12 protein-coding genes and 1 tRNA gene are annotated in these 17,190 nt (G+C 49.3%); 9 read left to right on the forward strand and 4 right to left on the reverse strand.

The genetic code is table 11. The features are described from left to right. Positions 1-171 precede the first annotated feature (171 nt). On the forward strand, positions 172-2,205 hold the full coding sequence (locus AC3Y23_RS13830; protein WP_379199779.1) for a methyl-accepting chemotaxis protein: 2,034 nt from the start codon (positions 172-174) through the stop codon (positions 2,203-2,205). Positions 2,206-2,682: 477 nt separating this feature from the next. Here AC3Y23_RS13830 and AC3Y23_RS13835 read toward each other — a convergent pair whose 3' ends face one another. Further along, positions 2,683-3,006, reverse strand: a complete 324-nt coding sequence (locus tag AC3Y23_RS13835) for a hypothetical protein (RefSeq protein WP_379199781.1) — start codon at positions 3,004-3,006, stop codon at positions 2,683-2,685. Between the two features lie 85 nt (positions 3,007-3,091). Between AC3Y23_RS13835 and AC3Y23_RS13840 the strand changes: the two genes are divergently transcribed. Further along, complete coding sequence (locus AC3Y23_RS13840) at positions 3,092-4,723, forward strand: response regulator transcription factor (RefSeq protein ID WP_379199783.1); 1,632 nt, start codon at positions 3,092-3,094, stop codon at positions 4,721-4,723. Positions 4,724-5,002: 279 nt separating this feature from the next. Here AC3Y23_RS13840 and AC3Y23_RS13845 read toward each other — a convergent pair whose 3' ends face one another. Then, the gene (locus AC3Y23_RS13845) at positions 5,003-6,280 is read right to left on the reverse strand and encodes a histidine--tRNA ligase (protein ID WP_379199785.1); all 1,278 of its coding nucleotides are present in this window, start codon (positions 6,278-6,280) and stop codon (positions 5,003-5,005) included. Positions 6,281-6,779: 499 nt separating this feature from the next. On the opposite strand from AC3Y23_RS13845, the gene AC3Y23_RS13850 reads away from it, so the two are divergent. Together AC3Y23_RS13850 and AC3Y23_RS13855 are read left to right on the forward strand one after the other, a co-directional pair. After that, on the forward strand, positions 6,780-7,430 hold the full coding sequence (locus AC3Y23_RS13850) for an HD domain-containing protein (protein WP_379199787.1): 651 nt from the start codon (positions 6,780-6,782) through the stop codon (positions 7,428-7,430). A 30-nt stretch (positions 7,431-7,460) separates the two neighbouring features. Further along, positions 7,461-8,906 (forward strand): DEAD/DEAH box helicase, encoded by a 1,446-nt coding sequence (locus AC3Y23_RS13855; RefSeq protein WP_379199789.1) that lies wholly within the window; start codon positions 7,461-7,463, stop codon positions 8,904-8,906. A gap of 237 nt (positions 8,907-9,143) precedes the next feature. Here AC3Y23_RS13855 and AC3Y23_RS13860 read toward each other — a convergent pair whose 3' ends face one another. Beyond that, positions 9,144-10,859, reverse strand: coding sequence for an ABC transporter ATP-binding protein (locus AC3Y23_RS13860; protein ID WP_379199791.1), 1,716 nt, complete (start codon positions 10,857-10,859; stop codon positions 9,144-9,146). 427 nt (positions 10,860-11,286) lie between these two features. On the opposite strand from AC3Y23_RS13860, the gene AC3Y23_RS13865 reads away from it, so the two are divergent. Beyond that, positions 11,287-12,537: a CynX/NimT family MFS transporter gene (locus AC3Y23_RS13865; protein WP_379199793.1), complete on the forward strand. Its 1,251-nt coding sequence runs from the start codon at positions 11,287-11,289 to the stop codon at positions 12,535-12,537. Positions 12,538-12,748: 211 nt separating this feature from the next. Here AC3Y23_RS13865 and AC3Y23_RS13870 read toward each other — a convergent pair whose 3' ends face one another. After that, positions 12,749-13,507, reverse strand: a complete 759-nt coding sequence (locus tag AC3Y23_RS13870) for a class I SAM-dependent methyltransferase (RefSeq protein WP_379199795.1) — start codon at positions 13,505-13,507, stop codon at positions 12,749-12,751. 242 nt (positions 13,508-13,749) lie between these two features. Between AC3Y23_RS13870 and AC3Y23_RS13875 the strand changes: the two genes are divergently transcribed. From AC3Y23_RS13875 to AC3Y23_RS13890, 4 genes are all read left to right on the forward strand, one after another. After that, positions 13,750-13,833, forward strand: a tRNA-Leu gene (locus AC3Y23_RS13875). Between the two features lie 224 nt (positions 13,834-14,057). Next, complete coding sequence (locus AC3Y23_RS13880; protein ID WP_379199797.1) at positions 14,058-15,287, forward strand: MFS transporter; 1,230 nt, start codon at positions 14,058-14,060, stop codon at positions 15,285-15,287. Between the two features lie 59 nt (positions 15,288-15,346). After that, positions 15,347-16,669: an LLM class flavin-dependent oxidoreductase gene (locus tag AC3Y23_RS13885; protein WP_379199799.1), complete on the forward strand. Its 1,323-nt coding sequence runs from the start codon at positions 15,347-15,349 to the stop codon at positions 16,667-16,669. Between the two features lie 42 nt (positions 16,670-16,711). Further along, positions 16,712-17,149 (forward strand): GNAT family N-acetyltransferase, encoded by a 438-nt coding sequence (locus AC3Y23_RS13890; protein WP_379199801.1) that lies wholly within the window; start codon positions 16,712-16,714, stop codon positions 17,147-17,149. Positions 17,150-17,190: the final 41 nt, after the last annotated feature.

Here is a 17,190-nt window from a genome sequence, read left to right on the forward strand (position 1 = left end):
CTTTGAAAACATTAAAATTTACATTTCGACAAAATATGATCTATTTTACTGTATTTCGACTTTATATATTCATTAATATGGACCCAAATCCGATAGTAATGGTAATAATAATGACTGCAACTATTGGATTCCTTAAAAGATTAGATCATGCCGGGAAGGGTGTCGAGTACGATGAAGATTCGAATAAAATTATCGATCATGCTAATTGCAATAACCCTATTTTCCACTTCAGTAATGGGTATATTCGCCTACAACAAGTCAACCCACACGATACTCAATCTTACAGAATCTTCAATGGAGCAAGTCACAGACAACAAAGCAGAGAATATTGAAATTATGATCGACAAGGAAAAGAAAAGTGTTGCACTGGTTGCCGGACAGACAGAAATTGCCGAACTGCTTCTAAAAGCAGGTAAAGGAGACATTCAGACCGGCGACCCTTTGCAGAATAAGGTGAACACTAGGCTGCAGGGCCTGGTGAAAGACGCCGGCAATCTGGAGCATATGTTTGTGGTCGATATGAATGGGACAATCGTCGGAGACAGTGACACAAAATTGCTAGGAGTTAGCGTGGGGGATAGAGCCTATACGAAAAGCGTACTGGCCACCGGTGAGCCGGTAATCAGCGAAACGCTGAAATCGAAATTAACGGGTGCCTTTATCATTGCTTTTGTCCACCCGGTGAAGAGTGACGGCAAAATGGTCGGGTTCATAGCCTCTGCCGTAACGACTGATAGCATCACACAATATTTGGACAACGCCAAAGCAGTTAATGCCCCGTCTTCTTATGCCTACCTCGTAGATGAGACAGGAATTATTCTCTATCATCCCGATAAGAGTAAAGTAGGAACCGCTGTGGAGAACGCACAAGTCAAATCTGTCGTAGAGCAAATCCAGGCTGGGGTTATACCAAAGGACGCTTCTGTGGAATATGTCTATAATGGTGTGCAGAAGAAAGCCTCCTTCACGGTGCTGCCAGATACTAAATGGACACTGGTATTAACGGGTGATATTCACGAAATCAAGCGACCAGTTGAAGCAATGACGAGGTTTATTTTGCTGCTTGGGCTGGGAATTCTGCTAGTCACTTTGCTCACTGGATTATGGCTGGCTCGTAGAATCTCGTCTCCGATTGTTAAGCTGACCGATATGATTAATCAGACGGCCAAGCTGGACTTGAAGTACGATGCACAATACGAGTATTTGGTTAAAAATAAGGATGAGACAGGTACCATTGCCAAGGCGATGTTTGAGACACGTGTAGTGCTTCGGGAGATGGCTGGCAGCCTGATTGCGATTTCGACCAAGGTGCTGGGCAACGCCGAGACTCTGGAGAAGCTATCGGTTGAGGTGCGTGAGAATGCGCATGATAATTCGACTACTGCTGAACAGCTGTCAGCGGGTATGGAGGAGACGGCAGCTTCGACCGAGGAAATGACGGCGGCCATCCATGAGATTGAGACCCATGTACATATGATCTCCGGCAGAGCCAGAGAGGGTGCAGAAGTGTCCAGCCAGATTACGCAGCGGGCGCTGGAACTCCAGCATGATGCGATGTCATCGACAGATAAGGCCAAAGCGATATATGAAACAGTACGTACCGATATGGAAAAAGCGATCGAGCGCTCCCACGCGATTGCGGAGATCAATGTACTGACGGATACGATTCTCTCGATTACAAGTCAGACGAATCTCTTGGCCTTGAATGCGGCGATTGAGGCTGCTCGTGCGGGAGAAGCGGGCAAAGGGTTCGCGGTTGTAGCTGGGGAGATCCGCAAGCTGGCCGAGAAATCCTCTGCCACGGCAGCTGGTATTCAGAGCGTTGTGCAGAATGTGTATTCTTCTGTTGAACAAATGAAAGATAACTCCGAGGCCATTCTTGCTTTTATCGACCAAAATGTTCTGGGGGACTACGGGCGGCTGATAGAGGTCAGCCAGCGCTATAATACGGATGCTCAGATGGTCAACGAATTGATGCATCAGTTCGAATCTGCCGCGGATCACTTGAGTGAAGGAGTCACGAGTATTACCGTTGCAGTGAATCAAGTGGCGGCCACAGTGAATGAAGGCGCGGTTGGTGTGCAGGATATTGCAATGAAAACGGCGGATATTGTGGAAAAGAGTTTTGAGGAAGCCGCAATGGCGGATGCTAACACACAGAGTGCCAAAGAAATGCTGGTTCTCGTTGAGAAATTTAAAATTTAGAACAGGCTGTTATATAAGAGAAATGGAAGAAGTAACAGATAGCGACAAGGCGTGAAAGTTGTTCTTGTAGCACTTGATGGGTTGTCGACTAGGTGTATTCTCTGATGAGATGTTCAGCTGTTTAAAAATAATGTGCACAAAAAAATGTGGAAAAAATGATGCGAAAACAATAGTGCGAAAACAATAATCCGACAAATAGAACATGGAGGTGCTCAGGAGATTCCTGACCCCGCCATGTTCTATTTGTGGTCGGCGCTCCCCTTTTTGGGCAAGTGAGCGCAAGGCAGGACAAGGTATGGGGAAGGAATAGTAAAGGATGGGCAAGGGATAGGCGAGAAATAGGTAAGAAATGGGCAAGTGATGGGGAGGGAATGAGTAAGGGATGAGTAAGGGATGAGTAAGGGGCAGTCAAGGGATAGGTAGCTAGAGCCACTCGGCCTTCAAGCGTTGCGAATCCGGTAAAAGCAAAAGAGGATGTCATGCAGCGCTTAAATAACAGGAAAAACTCCCGTTAATTGTTCGGAAATAGCGTGCTTCCCAAAAATAACTGGAAAAACTCCAGTTAATATCGAGGATACCCATCGATTTTCTTACAAGGTAGAAAATTAACTGGAGAATTTCCCGTAATTCGAGCAAAACCCTTGAAAGGGGAGAATTAACGGTACTTTTTCCTGTTAAATCTAAGCCTAGCTCAAAGCCAGCTTCAAATGTACTGCCTATTTGAAGAGGATCGTACCCTTTTGAGATACCCCCTTCTAATGAAAAGCTTATGCTGGTCTGGTTTCCGATGATTTGGAACATACTGTTAGCATAAGTGAGCATGTGGGCTGTCTTCACTGCACGGCAGACAGCGTGTACGCCGCGTTCTGGACAAGGGGTTGAAAGAATGTATGGGGTAATGCTAGTTGACGATGAGAAAAGTGTTCGCAGCAGCATCAAGACCAAGATTGACTGGAAGGCTGCGGGGTTTGAGATTGTGTCAGAGGCGGGAAGCGGGAGTGAGGCGCTCAAGCTGTTGAAGCGAAAGCCCTTGCCCCAGGTAATCATCTCGGATATGCGGATGCCACAGATGGACGGAATCGAATTCATCAGGATATGCAAGGAAAAGTACCCTGGTCTGCGGACAGTGGCGTTGTCGGGGTACTCTGACTTTGAGGATCTGCGGGAAGCCGTCAGACTTGGCGTGAAGGATTACTTGCTGAAGCCAGTTGCACGCGATGAATTGAATGCACTGCTTGCCAAGCTTGCGGTTGATCTTTACGAAGGACAAGGCTCTGCTCAGCCTACAAGGCTGAAAGCGAAATCTGTTGTACGAAGCGAGCAGCTATGGCTTCTGCAGGAGGACCATCTACTGCAGCTTGTGAAGGGGGAATGGTACAGCACAAGAGCTGTGAGGGAACGGCTTACGCAGCTGGGAATGGCGCCACTTGCCGGGAATGACCTGCGGGGACAGTTTGTGACAGTGGAGATGCATCTTCCGCCTATATGGGCAAAAGAACGGCAAGAACGGCGTGACTTGCTGTACCAAAGTTTTCAGAGGCTATGCCGTGAGACGGCGGCCAGGTGGAAAGGCGTTTATCCGTTCAGCGATCCGGGGAACCCCGCCTTAAAGTATTTCCTGATCGCTCTTAAGAAGGAGGCGGCAGATGAGGACAAGGCTGCCCGGTTCTTGCAGGAACTGCGAAAGACCTCTGGAGCAGAGTTGATGCTTGACAGTGCAGCAGGGATCGGAATGGAATTCAAAGGATTGAAGAACCTGAAGAATGGATTTGCATCGGCTTTATGGAACTGGGGACTGAGCAGGGAGCGCGATGCTGATTATAGGACAGATCTCCAGGCACTGCCGACATTCTCCCCGGGAACGGAACGAAAACTGGCAAACAGCATTGAGCATTACAAAATGCAGGCTGTCCGTGAGCAGCTGACGGAGATTTTTGAAGGTAAGGGTGTAGAAGAAGAGCGCTCTGCCGATGAGCATACCTTTCTGGCGCTACGAATTCTGCTGCTGCTGGTGGCTCTAGCTGGAAAGTATGCTTCTGGCGGTTCCTCGCTGCAGAAATATCTATGGAATGGACAGTCACTATTTTCGGGTCACCCCTCCGGTGAATGGTTACTGGAAGCGCTTAGCGAAAGAGCCCAGCATCTGATAGAGGAAGTGAAGAAGACTGAAGACCGGGACGGAGTGTTTTTGGTCGAGGCAGTCAGAAAGTATGTAGAGGTTAATTATGGTTACGGATTGAAGCTTCCAATACTAGCGAATAAGTATCATATGAATGAAGCAGACTTGTCACGACTGTTCAAGCAGCATGTCGGTTCCACATTGAACGACTATGTGGGTAGTGTGAGGGCAGCGAAGGCCGAACCATTCCTTCAGGAGAACGTACTGAAGCTATCCGATATTGCTATGACCGTTGGTTATGCCAGTCCAGATGAGTTCAGTATTGCCTTCAAAAAGCATTATGGCAAGACTCCCAAAGAGTACCGGGAGCGCTATTTCAAGATGCGTTCTGAGGCATAGGAAACTGGTTAGGGATCAAACCATCTCTATGGTTTGCAAAAATATATAGCAATCAGCGTAAGAGGTACAGGAGAAGTTCCTGTATCTCTTGTTGCTGTCGCTGGTCCCAAATGGTGGAACTACGAAAGTACCCCTAAGTATCATGTCCATCAGCTCAGCAATGTTTGGACCCCCAGCGGCTATCTCATGCAGGAGTGAGATCCGCAGGAACCTAGATCAGTTCATGAGCACCAGATCAGTTCGTGAGCACTAGGTCAGTTCATGAGCTACTAAGAGCAGCTATTTGGTGATTAAGTAGATGGCTTCATCCGGCGCAACGGTATATTCGCATTGCTCTTGCATATCCTTCAGCCGTACAATCCCTTCGCTAACTTCATTCTCCCCGATGAGAATCACATATCGGATGCCTTTGGTCGAGGCGGAAGCCAGCACCTTTTTGAGCTTACGTTTCCCGGTTTCAATTGTGGTACGGATACCTTCCACACGAAGCTGTGCTGCGGTGAGCAGCGCCTGCGCCATGGTATCGTCACCTATGGGGATAATCATGACTGAGGCGTTATTCTCCTCCATCGGACGTTCACCAAGGAGGGCCATAATCGATTCCATGCCAAAAGACAATCCAACCGTCGGGTACGCCATATCCTCCCGTTCAACCAGCTTTCCAATGATGGCGTCATATCTTCCGCCACCACCGAGACTGGAAGTGAAGGTGCCGGAGGCATCGAAAATCTCATATACCGTACCGGTGTAGAAGGAGAGGCCTCGAGACAGGAACGGATCGAACTGACAGGTCTCCTGCAGCCCTATCTTCGAGATCAGGGTCTGAAGGGAGAGTACCTCTACAGCGCCAGGTTGTCCGGTCAAGTTATACTTGCTACACAGTTGTTCAAAATCAGGATTTTCCATCCCGATCAATTCGAGAATGGCGGCGGTCGTATCATCGTTAAGCCCTTTGTCCGTCAGCTCACTCCTCACGCCAGCTGCGCCGACTTTTTGCAGCTTGTCTAGAGTCAACATCACCGATAAGCTGTCGGAGGCTGGGACGCCAAGGGCCTCCAGAATTTCACCCAGGAAGCGCCGGTTGTTCCATTTCATCACGACAGGGATCTCCAGCCTGCGGAAGACTTCGTTTGCGAGCTGCATCAGCTCGGCTTCTGCCTCCGGGCCGGAAATGCCGACGACATCGGCATCACATTGCAGGAATTCCCGTAGCCGTCCCCGCTTGACCGGACCGTCGCGGAATACTTTGCCGATCTCATAACGCTTGAAAGGCAGTTCAATTCCAGGATTCAGGGCAATCACTTTGGCGAAGGGAATGGTTAGGTCATAGCGAAGTCCTAATCTGCGTTCTCCTTGATCGCTGAGTTGATACATCTCTTTCAGAATCTCATCGCCCCCGGCGTACTTTGAGGTCAGCAGCTCAAGCTCGTTCAGCAAAGTAGTATCCATAGATTCATAATCATATAGTGCAAACTGTTCTTCGAGGAGGGCTTGAACTTTTTTCCGCAGCCGTTGTTCTTTTCCGAAGTAATCGTAGGTTCCTTTGACATTTTGCATGGTTGGCAGCTCCTTTGAATTGGCATAGTCATAAATTTAAAGAACAAAAAAACGCGCCGGACCTCTTGGTCCTGCGCGTTCGCATATGCCGCAGGGAGGCCAAACGCGAAAGCGTTAGCCCGCCCTGAATAGTTACAGGGGTGCTAACGCTGTTTGTAATAATGATGGAGTTGATTCAATATGAGGTTCGTTGTAGTAAGACACATGGTGAATCATCTCCCTTTCTTCGTAATTACAGCAGATTATAACGGATAATGTTAGGTCTTGCAAGTCAATACTTTTGATGTCGTCTCAATTAAGGTAGGCGAATGGCTGTGTGTAAGCTATAATGAGACGTCCATGTGAATCAACTTCATCATGCAGATTTCAATCCCGATAGGTGAAATATCTAGTTATACCTAAACCATGTACAACTAGATATCGATGATTAGACGCTCACTTATGGATTTATGAAATTGATTCATTGTACTATTATTTATAGCGAAAAGGGAGCGTACCCATGAACACCTCACACATTATTTCCCGCACAGAGGATTTTGTACAGGAGCAATTGGGCCAGGATACGACGGGCCATGATTGGTGGCATTCCGATAGAGTCAGAAATACCGCCTGTGCCATCGCGGCGCAGGAACAGGCAGACCCTTTCATCTGCGCCATGGCGGCACTGCTACATGATGTTGCCGACGAGAAATTGAACCCCTCCAAGAAAGCCGGAATGGAGAAGGTCCGCAATTGGCTTCTGTCCTGCATAGACGATCGTGGACAGATTGAACATATTCTCGAGATCATTGACACGATGTCTTACAGCGGTGGTGGGGGCGAACCGATGAAAACGCTGGAAGGGCGGGTCGTGCAGGATGCGGACCGTCTGGATGCACTTGGTGCAATCGGCATTGCCCGCACGTTCGTGTTCTCGGGTGCGAAGGGGCGCCCAATGCATGATCCCGGCCTGCCTCCGCGCGAGGAATCGCTGAAGGCGGAATACCGGGATTACAGTAAAGGAACGGCGGTTAATCATTTTTATGAGAAGCTGCTGAAGCTGAAAGACCTGATGAATACGCCTTACGGGCGTAAGCTGGCCGAGGAACGTCATGGGTTTATGCTTCATTTTCTAGATGAGTTCTACAAGGAATGGAATGCGGGCAGCTAGCTGCTACTTGGGTAAAGAAGAGGTTGAATGATGAGCGGATTACAATTTAAGGATTATGAACTACAAGAAGATATTTTAAAAGCGCTGGAAGCACTCTCCTATGCCACGCCTACAGAGGTACAGAGCAAGGTTATTCCCGTGGCGTTGACAGGGCAGGATCTGATCGTCAAATCACAAACTGGCAGTGGAAAAACAGCTGCCTTCGGTATTCCGGTCTGCGAACTGGTGGATTGGGCAGAGAATAAGCCGCAGGCGCTGATTCTGACGCCTACACGGGAGCTTGCTGCGCAGGTGCAGAATGACATTACCAACATCGGGCGCCTGAAGCGGATCAAAGCGGTAGCCTTGGTCGGCAAATCGCCTTTTGCCCCGCAGAAGATAGAGCTTACACAAAAAACGCATGTCGTCGTGGGGACACCAGGACGCGTGTTTGATCATATCGAGCGAGGCACATTGCCGCTGAATCGACTGAAATATCTTATTATTGACGAAGCGGATGAAATGCTTAACATGGGCTTTATTGAGCAAGTGGAGGCGATTATCCAGAAGCTACCGCAGGATCGGGTGACCCTGTTATTCTCCGCAACCTTGCCGGACAAGGTTAAGAACCTCTGTCGCAAGTATATGAATGAACCAGTGGATATTGAGATTCAGGCCAGCGGCATCACCACGGCGACGATCGAGCATGCGCTTATTGAAGTGAGACCGGCAGCCAAATTCTCGCTGCTGAGCGATCTTCTCACGGTGGAGAACCCGGACAGCTGCATTATCTTTTGCCGGACCCAAGAGCAGGTGAATGATCTGTTCCGCGGCCTGGCTGATCTGGAATACCCGTGCGACAAGATCCATGGTGGCATGATGCAGGACGAACGGTTTGAGGTTATGAATGCTTTTAAGAGAGGGCAGTTCCGTTACCTGATTGCCACCGACGTAGCCGCGAGAGGAATTGATATCGAGAATATCACTCATGTGATCAACTACGATATCCCGTTGGAGAAAGAAAGCTATGTTCACCGGACGGGCAGAACCGCTCGTGGAGGCAAATCGGGTAAAGCCATCACTTTTGTGACGCCGAATGAACATAAATGGGTGAAGGAGATTGAAGACTATATTGGCTTCAGTATTCCTGTGATGCCGGTTCCTTCTGAGGATGATGTGGTAGCAGCGCAGGAAGCGTTCGGGAAGAAGATCAACAGGCAGCCAGTGCGCAAGAAGGACCGGAGCGAAAGCTTAAGCAAGGACATCATGAAGCTGTACTTTAACGGCGGCAAGAAGAAGAAGCTCCGGGCGGTGGATTTTGTCGGCACGCTGGCTAAGCTCGATGGGGTGACTGCTGAAGATATCGGAATCATCACGATACAGGATAATGTAACTTATGTGGATATACTGAACGGCAAAGGTCCACAGGTGCTTCAGGCTATGCGGGAGACTACCGTGAAGGGCAAGCAGTTGAAAGTGCATATCGCGAAAAAATAAGCGCTGTACTGGTATTCCATAAGGTCAAGCTGGTCCTGGGCTATAGCCAGGACATCGTAATTTGACATCTGCGGAGGCTGTCTGTTTCCTGATCATTGTACAAAAAAATAGGTTAACCAGAAAGCTCTGGTTAACCTATTAAACCGAAGCTGTCCCGCGTTCCTGAAGATAACGCTGGGACAGCTTTTCTTTTGAGTAAAAGTTAATACTCTGTTGCATCTACTGAGTTATTGAACGTTAGGCGTTGAACTGCACCTGATGCAGACGGCTGTAAATTCCACCGGCATGAACCAGTTCATCATGACGTCCTTGCTCGGCAATACCGTCTTCGTTAACAACGATAATTCGGTCGGCATTCTTGATCGTCGTCAGGCGGTGGGCAATGACCAGGGTGGTCCGACCCACGGACAGCTCACTCAGTGACTGCTGGATTGCGGCTTCTGTCTCTGTATCAAGTGCAGAGGTGGCTTCGTCGAGAATCAGAATCGGCGGATTCTTCAGGAACATTCTCGCGATAGCCAGCCGCTGCTTCTGTCCACCGGACAGCTTCACGCCACGCTCGCCGATCACCGTCTCCATGCCCTCCGGCAGATTCTGAATCAGCTCTTCCAGATGGGCCCGGCGAGCGGCTTCCCAGATCTCAGGTAGCTGGGCATCGAGCTTACCGTAAGCGATGTTCTCGCGGATCGTGCCGGAGAAGAGGAACACATCCTGCTGTACAATCCCGATTTGCTTACGCAACGAGTTCAGCTTCAAGTCACGAATATCGATGCCGTCGACGGTAATCGCCCCTCCGGTGACATCATAGAAGCGGGGCAGCAGGCTGCAGATGGTTGTTTTGCCCGCACCGGAAGGACCGACAAAGGCAACAGTCTCTCCGGCCTTGACGTTCAGGCTGATACCCTTCAGCACTGGCCGCTGATCATCATAACCGAAGGTGACGTTCTGGAAGGCGATGTCACCGCGCAATGCACTAACCTCCACCGCATCCGGCTTGTCGCTGATGTCCGGCTCGGTGTCTATAATCTCCAAATATCTTTTGAAACCGGCGATGCCTTTGGGATAGCTCTCAATTACGGCGTTGATCTTCTCAATCGGGCGGAAGAAGACATTGGACAGCAGGATGAAGGCAACAAACTCACCGATAGCCAGTTCGCCCTGGATAAAGAACCAAGCGCCGCTGATCATCACCAGGATGGTAATGAGGCGGGTCATCATATAGCTGACGGACAAGCTTTTGGCCATGATTTTATAGGCTAGCAGCTTCGTGCGACGGAACATTTGGTTGTCTACTGCGAACAGCTCTTTTTCATGATCTTCATTAGCAAAGGATTGTACCACACGGATACCGCCGACATTGTCTTCAATGCGCGCATTGAAGTTGCCGACGTTGCCGAAAAGCTGGCGGTAGGTAGTGGTCATATTCCGTCCGAAGTAAATAATAACCCAAGCCATGATCGGGACGATGACGAAGGTAATGATGGCGAGCTTGAGATTGATGTCTGCCATCAGGATAAAAGCACCAACTAAGGTCATGACCGCGATGAAAATATCTTCCGGGCCATGGTGCGCCATCTCGCCGATATCATTCAGGTCGTTGGTAATCCGGCCGATCAGATGGCCGGTTTTGTTATTATCAAAGAAACGGAAGGATAATTTCTGAATGTGCTCGAACATTTTTTTGCGCATATCGGTCTCGATATTAATTCCCAGCATGTGTCCCCAATAGGTCACGATATACTGCATCACTGTATTGAGAGCGTAGATCGCCAGAAGCGCAACGCAGGCAATAAGGATGAGCGGCCAATTCTGGCCTGGGAGCAGGTCGTCTATAAATTTATTAACGGCCACTGGAAATGCAAGTTCGAGCAGCCCCGCGCCGACCGCGCAGGAGAAGTCGATGATGAACAGCTTTCTGTAGGGCCGATAATAGGATGCAAACCGACGGATCATCTTTCTTCACTCTTTTCTTTTATTTAATATATATAAGACGAACTTAAGATTTGAACGTATGGCTCGGTCGTCACTACGGTGGAATGTTTGGACTTCCGGTCGCTGTTATCCCCAGATTTCTTCTTTATAACCGCCTCTAGCGGTTGAAATCTGGCGATAAAGGCGAGCGCTTCGCTCCTCCAGTTCCAAACTTCCCCCTTCGTTCCTTCTCGCTTTTTGTTCTTTATCTTTTATTCATCTTATATAGGTGGGTTTATAACTGGATTAGCAGGTATAATCTCCATTATTAGGATACTAAAGAGGCATCTTTGATTTGTCAATGCTGTGTTTGGCGTGCACAAAGCGTATAATAGGTTGGGTTATGATCAATTCCTGTCAGGTTTGTGACCTGCGGGTATTTTTTTGGTCCCAAGGAGGAAATAACATCATGAACACAAGACAAGAACAAACAGCCACCGGCGTTAAAAAATCGGCATCCCGATCTCGAATGGACAACTGGCTGCTTATTCTGGGAATCATAATTGTAGCTGCGGCCCTGCGGGCTCCGTTTACTTCCGTTGGTCCGCTGGTCAAAACGATCCGTGACGATCTGGGCTTATCCAATACAGCAGCAGGGGCGATCACTACTTTGCCGCTACTGGCCTTTGCGTTGCTGTCCCCGTTTGCCCCCAAGCTGGCTCGCCGGTTCGGCCTGGCTAATGTGCTGGTTGCGTCAATGCTGCTGCTATCGATAGGTATTCTGATTCGCTCATCTGCGGGAACTGGAATGCTGTTTCTTGGCACGGCTATTCTTGGACTTTCTATCGCCGTCTGTAATGTATTGATGCCTGGGTTAATTAAAGGTAAATTCCCGCATAATACCGGATTGATGACCGGCATTTACTCTGTATCCATGAATTTGTGCGCCGCAATCGCTTCTGGTATCAGTGTACCGCTGGCTAGCGGGACCGGACTCGGCTGGAAAGGGACGCTGGCCATCTGGTTTGTCATAGCGGCTCTGTCCACGCTACTCTGGATTCCGCAAATCCGCAATCTCGAGCAGCGTTCCCCGGGAGCCGCTTCAGCTTCTGGCGGGAATCTGTGGCGCTCCAGTCTGGCGTGGCAGGTTACAATTTTCATGGGCCTGCAATCGCTGCTCTACTATGTTCTGATCGCCTGGTTCTCCGTGATTCTTGTGGAGCGGGGGATGACGCTAAGCCATGCCGGCTGGATTCTGTCTATTATGCAGCTTGCCCAGCTTCCGTTCACTTTTTTTATCCCCCTTCTGGCTGGACGCATGAAAAGTCAGCGCAGTTTCGTTATCGGCATCTTTGTTCTCTATATAGTAGGGATTGGAGGCGTGTGGCTGGGCAGCCCGTCATGGATGCTGCTGTGGGCCTGTTCCATCGGGATCGCTGGCGGTTCTTCCTTCGGGCTGGTGATGATGTTCTTCAGCCTGCGGACACGGAGCACACAGCAAGCCGCTGAGCTGTCAGGCGTGGCCCAATCCATCGGCTATGTGCTGGCGGCAGCTGGACCCGCTCTATTCGGTTTATTGCATGACCTGACCGGTAGCTGGAGCTTGCCGCTGATCCTGCTGCTTGGCGCCAGCGTAGTGCTGCTATTGGTGGGACTTGGCGCGGGAAGCAACAGATATGTTGGCGACTCTGAATTGCGTATTGTGGACAAGCAGTCCTAGTGCAGCACCTATAATAAGGTAAAGCCGCCGGAACTCCCGGCGGCTTTGCTGTACTTATAGTGATTTCAGAAGCGCTCTACTACAGGCAATAGGCCTTCATCGTAATCTCAATGTTGCAGCATTCCTTGGATCAGTCCGGTTTCCGTTCAGCCTCTATTGTGGAGCAAACGATCCGCAGTAGCAAGGTAATGTTTATATAAAAGAGTTTTGTCTACCGCTTATAAGCCAGCACGCGAATTCTGCGGTAATCCATGACCCAGCGTCCCTCTTGGAACAATGTCGGTTTAAGTGCCTCTTCCATCCGGGAGATCACCTCTGCACGTTCAGCAGGGGAGAGGACCTTCAGAATTCCGTTGGCAAAAGTGTTCAGCCATGTCGCAAAGCCCTGCTCACCACCCTCCAGCGGTGTCGGACGGTCGAAGCACAGGGCGAAGTCCACGGTGAACCCGTGACGCTCCAGCAGGGAGGTATACTGCCCCGTACTTGGGAAATACCAGGGCAGGCGCTGCTTGTCGCTCTGGCCAATTGCAGCAAAAGCACGGGGCAGTCCGGCGACAATGGACGCAATATTGCCCAGCGCGCCGAACTCTACGACCAGACGTCCGCCTGGACGCAGGCTTGCGGCGATGGATGCGGCTGCACCATCGGCATCCAGCAGCCAGTGAAGGGCTGCATTGCTGAAAATGGCGTCAGCAGCTGGTTCCGCCACATAGTTCTGCCCGTCTGCTTCAATAAAGGTCAGCTCCGGGTACTTGCTGCGTGCCGTTCTGATCATCTCGGCAGAAGCATCGATACCAGTGACGGCTGCGCCATGGGAAGCTATCGCCGTAGCGAGATCACCAGTACCGCAGCCCCAATCGATGATCCTCTCACCAGGCTGAGGTTGAAGCAGATCGATTAACGACTCGCCAAACTGTGAGACAAACGCCATATCTTTATCATAGGTACTGGTATGCCATAACTGATTCATAAGTGAAGCTCCCTTCGTCGTGAAGTCTTGCTTCTGTTGTATCATATAGATTCCTTATAAGTGAAATATATAGAATGGATAGAGGTGATTGGTTTTGCCTATATTCATTCTATGAATCTAGAAGATGAATAATTTTTTTAAAATAAAGCTTGCAATTTCTTCAGGAAAGGAGTATATTCTTAATTACGGTGATTGATTCGCTGGTTGAAACAAATCAGATTCAATCGCAGTATACATAATATGCGGTCGTGGCGGAATTGGCAGACGCGCACGGTTCAGGTCCGTGTGGTAGCAATACTGTGGAGGTTCGAGTCCTCTCGACCGCATTACATTATCGTTAAAGGCTCACAAACTTGCTCTTGTAGCAATTTGTGAGCCTTTTTATTTTTCGAAAATTCAAGGTACTGTTCATGCAGCTTTGTAATTGGTGAACAGATTCAATTCTTGAATGAATCTATCGAACTTTTCAATTATACATTCTGACAGGGGTATTCTAATATGGATAATAACCTACTTTTTATATAGGAATTGTTCAATATAAGGGATGAGGATGCTGCACTGGAAGCGAAATCTGTATATTCTGTGGCTGGGACTTTTTTTCAATCATATGGCATACACCTTATCGGTCCCGTTCTTTCCTCTGTTTCTGCAAACAGATCTGAACATCCATAGTGGACTGGAAGTCTGGTCTGGCGTATCGATTTCGATTAGCTTTCTGATCAGTGGCTTATGTGCCCCATTTTGGGGCTCGCTGGCCGACAAATACGGTAGCAAGTCAATGCTGATCCGTTCAGGCGTGGGACTGGCAATTGCTCATATGGCGAATTATTTTGTCTATGATCCCTATACGTTTATTGCGGTGCGGATTTTTCAGGGACTTATGGCCGGCTTCACCCCTGCATCCATTGCATTGGTTGGTACGAATACGCCTGAAAAGCATGTGGGGTATGCACTGGGCGTCATCTCGACCTCCACCGCTGCCGGAGGGATTCTTGGGCCTCTTGTGGGTGGCGTGCTCAGCCATTGGATCGGACTACGGGGCTGTTTCATTGCATCGGGAGTGATTACGCTTTTGTCGGCTCTTATGGTTCTATGGGTAAAAGAATCGCGCGAGCACCACACTGCGGTGCATTCGAGCATCCTGGATGATTTGAAAAAAGCGGCCTCCAATCCTGGTCTGATGCGGATTTATGCTCTGATTTTACTCGTCTCGACTTCCGTGCTGATTATCGAACCTGTGCTAACGCTTTACGTTGTTCAGATTGGCGGAGACATCAGTAATGCGACACTTAGTGCAGGCATTGTCTTCTCGGCGATCGGTATTGCTACGGTAATTATGGGGCCTCGTTGGGGAAAAATTGGCGGCAGAATCGGATACGAGAAAACGTTGTTTATCGGTCTCTTGGGCGGCGGGATTGGCAGTCTTCTGCAATTGACAGCCTATAACCTGATTTATTTTGGAAGTCTGCGCTTTATCTATGGGCTATTCTTCGCCGCGGTGTACCCTGCTATGAATGCACTGATCATCAAATATGCCGACAGCGATTTTCGGGGCAGAGCTGTCAGTCTGAGCCAGACCGCCAATCAATTCGGAATTGTGCTGGGGCCGCTAATTGGCGGTTTTCTGGGCGGATGGGTTGGGATTCCTGTTGTATTTCTCCTTACGGCTGTTGCGCTCCTGGGGGCAGCATGGACGGTTAGAGTGCAGGAATTTAAGCAGGGGGATCGAACAAAGCTGGGCATTGCGGGCGACCCTACTCGCAGTAGCTTGAACAAGTGAGCACTTTATCCGTTATCAAGAATGATCAATATAAACCACTATACGAGGAGGAGTTAAACATGCAGAAAAGACAATTGAAATTGGGGGCAGTCTTGCAGGGGGTTGGGAACAGTGTCTCCTTTTGGCGGCATCCAGACATTCCGATTAACGCCAGTGTAAGTCTGGATTTCTACAAGAAGCAGGCGCAGAAGGCAGAGGAAGGGAAGTTCGATCTGCTTTTCGTTGCGGATGGTCTCTATATCAATGAGAAATCTAATCCGCATTTTCTGAATCGTTTTGAGCCATTGACTATACTATCTGCGTTGGCGGGCTTCACTTCGAATATTGGACTGGTCGCTACACTATCTACTTCATACAGTGAACCGTTTACGGTTGCGAGACAATTCGCTTCTCTGGACCAAATAAGCGGAGGAAGAAGCGGTTGGAATGTGGTGACCTCACCACTGGAAGGATCGGCGCTGAATTTTGGCAAAGGTGAGCATCCGAACCATGCTTTACGCTACGAAATTGCGGAGGAGCACTTGGCGGTAGTCAAAGGCTTGTGGGATTCATGGGAGGATGATGCCTTTCCCGGGGATAAGGACAATGATGTTTTCTTTGATCGAACCAAGCTGCACACACTGAATCATAAAGGAACACACTTTTCAGTGCAGGGGCCGCTTAATGTAGCACGTTCCAAGCAGGGGTACCCGGTCATATTTCAGGCAGGCTCTTCCGAATCCGGTAAGGATTTGGCTGCCAGATCAGCCGAGGCCGTATATACAGGGCATGAGACGCTGGAAGAGGCAAGGGAGTTTTATAGCGACGTCAAGACAAGAGCGGCGGCGTATGGACGCAAGGCAGAGGATATCCTGATTTTCCCCGGCATTGGTCCGATCGTTGGCAGAACAGCAGAAGAAGCCGAGCAAAAGTATCAGGAAATCGCGGGGCTGGTCAGTATAGATCAGGCGCTGAACTATCTAGGACGTTATTTTGAACACTTCGATTTTTCAGCGTTCCCACTGGATGAGCCCTTCCCTGAAATCGGTGAGCTCGGCAGTAACAGCTTCCGTAGCACAACGGACAAGATTAAACAGCAGGCCAAAGAGCAAGGATTAACCTTGCGCCAGGTGGCACTGCAGGCCGCTACACCAAGAACATCGTTCATCGGTACACCGGATCAGATCGCTGATCTGATCCAGGAATGGTTTGAAGGTGGGGCTGCGGATGGCTTCAACATTCGTACCGTTGTGCCGGGTGGGCTGGCGGACTTCGTGGATCTGGTCGTTCCGGTCTTGCAACAGCGGGGGATTTTCCGTACTGAATACGATTCGGATACCCTTCGTGGCAACCTGGGGCTTAAGGTTCCGGCCAACCGCTATACACTGGAGGCAGTGAAGTAAATTAAAGAATAAAGATATTCCATTCAAGCAAAGGAGCTGTACATGGCGGTTATTTATAGGGTTGATCAGGTTTGGCAATTGTCCGGCGTCTATGAAGTAAGAATCAAAACCTCGGTTAAAGGGCAAGGATTCTCAAAGGAAGGAGAATTCGATGAGGTTTATGGTAAACCATATCATTACATATTGCTAGAAGAGGATGATGAGCCCATCGCTACTGCACGCATTAACCTGGAAAACGCAGGGTATGCGAAGATCGAAAGAGTCGCTGTGATTCCGGAGTCTCAGGGTAAAGGCTATGGTCGGCTTCTCATTGAAGCCGCAGAGAGCTGGATCAGAGAATTGGAGTTTCAACGAATTGTAATTACGAGCCAACAACAAGCGGTAGGATTCTATGAGAGCTTAGGTTATATAGCCAAGCCTGAAATAGAAATCAAGTCCAATATTCCGATTGTTTACACGGAGAAAGAACTTCAGAGATAAGAATGACAGAGGGGGGGCAGCCCTCTCTTTTTTTGACAAGC

The sequence above is a fragment of the Paenibacillus sp. MAHUQ-45 genome (assembly GCF_058133325.1).

What these genes read in the sequence shown, in the direction of transcription:
- AC3Y23_RS13830 (WP_379199779.1), top strand. Translation starts at nt 172, where the DNA reads ATGAAGATTCGAATAAAATTATCGATCATGCTAATTGCAATAACCCTA.
- AC3Y23_RS13835 (WP_379199781.1), bottom strand. Translation starts at nt 3,006, where the DNA reads ATGTTCCAAATCATCGGAAACCAGACCAGCATAAGCTTTTCATTAGAA.
- AC3Y23_RS13840 (WP_379199783.1), top strand. Translation starts at nt 3,092, where the DNA reads ATGTATGGGGTAATGCTAGTTGACGATGAGAAAAGTGTTCGCAGCAGC.
- AC3Y23_RS13845 (WP_379199785.1), bottom strand. Translation starts at nt 6,280, where the DNA reads ATGCAAAATGTCAAAGGAACCTACGATTACTTCGGAAAAGAACAACGG.
- AC3Y23_RS13850 (WP_379199787.1), top strand. Translation starts at nt 6,780, where the DNA reads ATGAACACCTCACACATTATTTCCCGCACAGAGGATTTTGTACAGGAG.
- AC3Y23_RS13855 (WP_379199789.1), top strand. Translation starts at nt 7,461, where the DNA reads ATGAGCGGATTACAATTTAAGGATTATGAACTACAAGAAGATATTTTA.
- AC3Y23_RS13860 (WP_379199791.1), bottom strand. Translation starts at nt 10,859, where the DNA reads ATGATCCGTCGGTTTGCATCCTATTATCGGCCCTACAGAAAGCTGTTC.
- AC3Y23_RS13865 (WP_379199793.1), top strand. Translation starts at nt 11,287, where the DNA reads ATGAACACAAGACAAGAACAAACAGCCACCGGCGTTAAAAAATCGGCA.
- AC3Y23_RS13870 (WP_379199795.1), bottom strand. Translation starts at nt 13,507, where the DNA reads ATGAATCAGTTATGGCATACCAGTACCTATGATAAAGATATGGCGTTT.
- AC3Y23_RS13880 (WP_379199797.1), top strand. Translation starts at nt 14,058, where the DNA reads ATGCTGCACTGGAAGCGAAATCTGTATATTCTGTGGCTGGGACTTTTT.
- AC3Y23_RS13885 (WP_379199799.1), top strand. Translation starts at nt 15,347, where the DNA reads ATGCAGAAAAGACAATTGAAATTGGGGGCAGTCTTGCAGGGGGTTGGG.
- AC3Y23_RS13890 (WP_379199801.1), top strand. Translation starts at nt 16,712, where the DNA reads ATGGCGGTTATTTATAGGGTTGATCAGGTTTGGCAATTGTCCGGCGTC.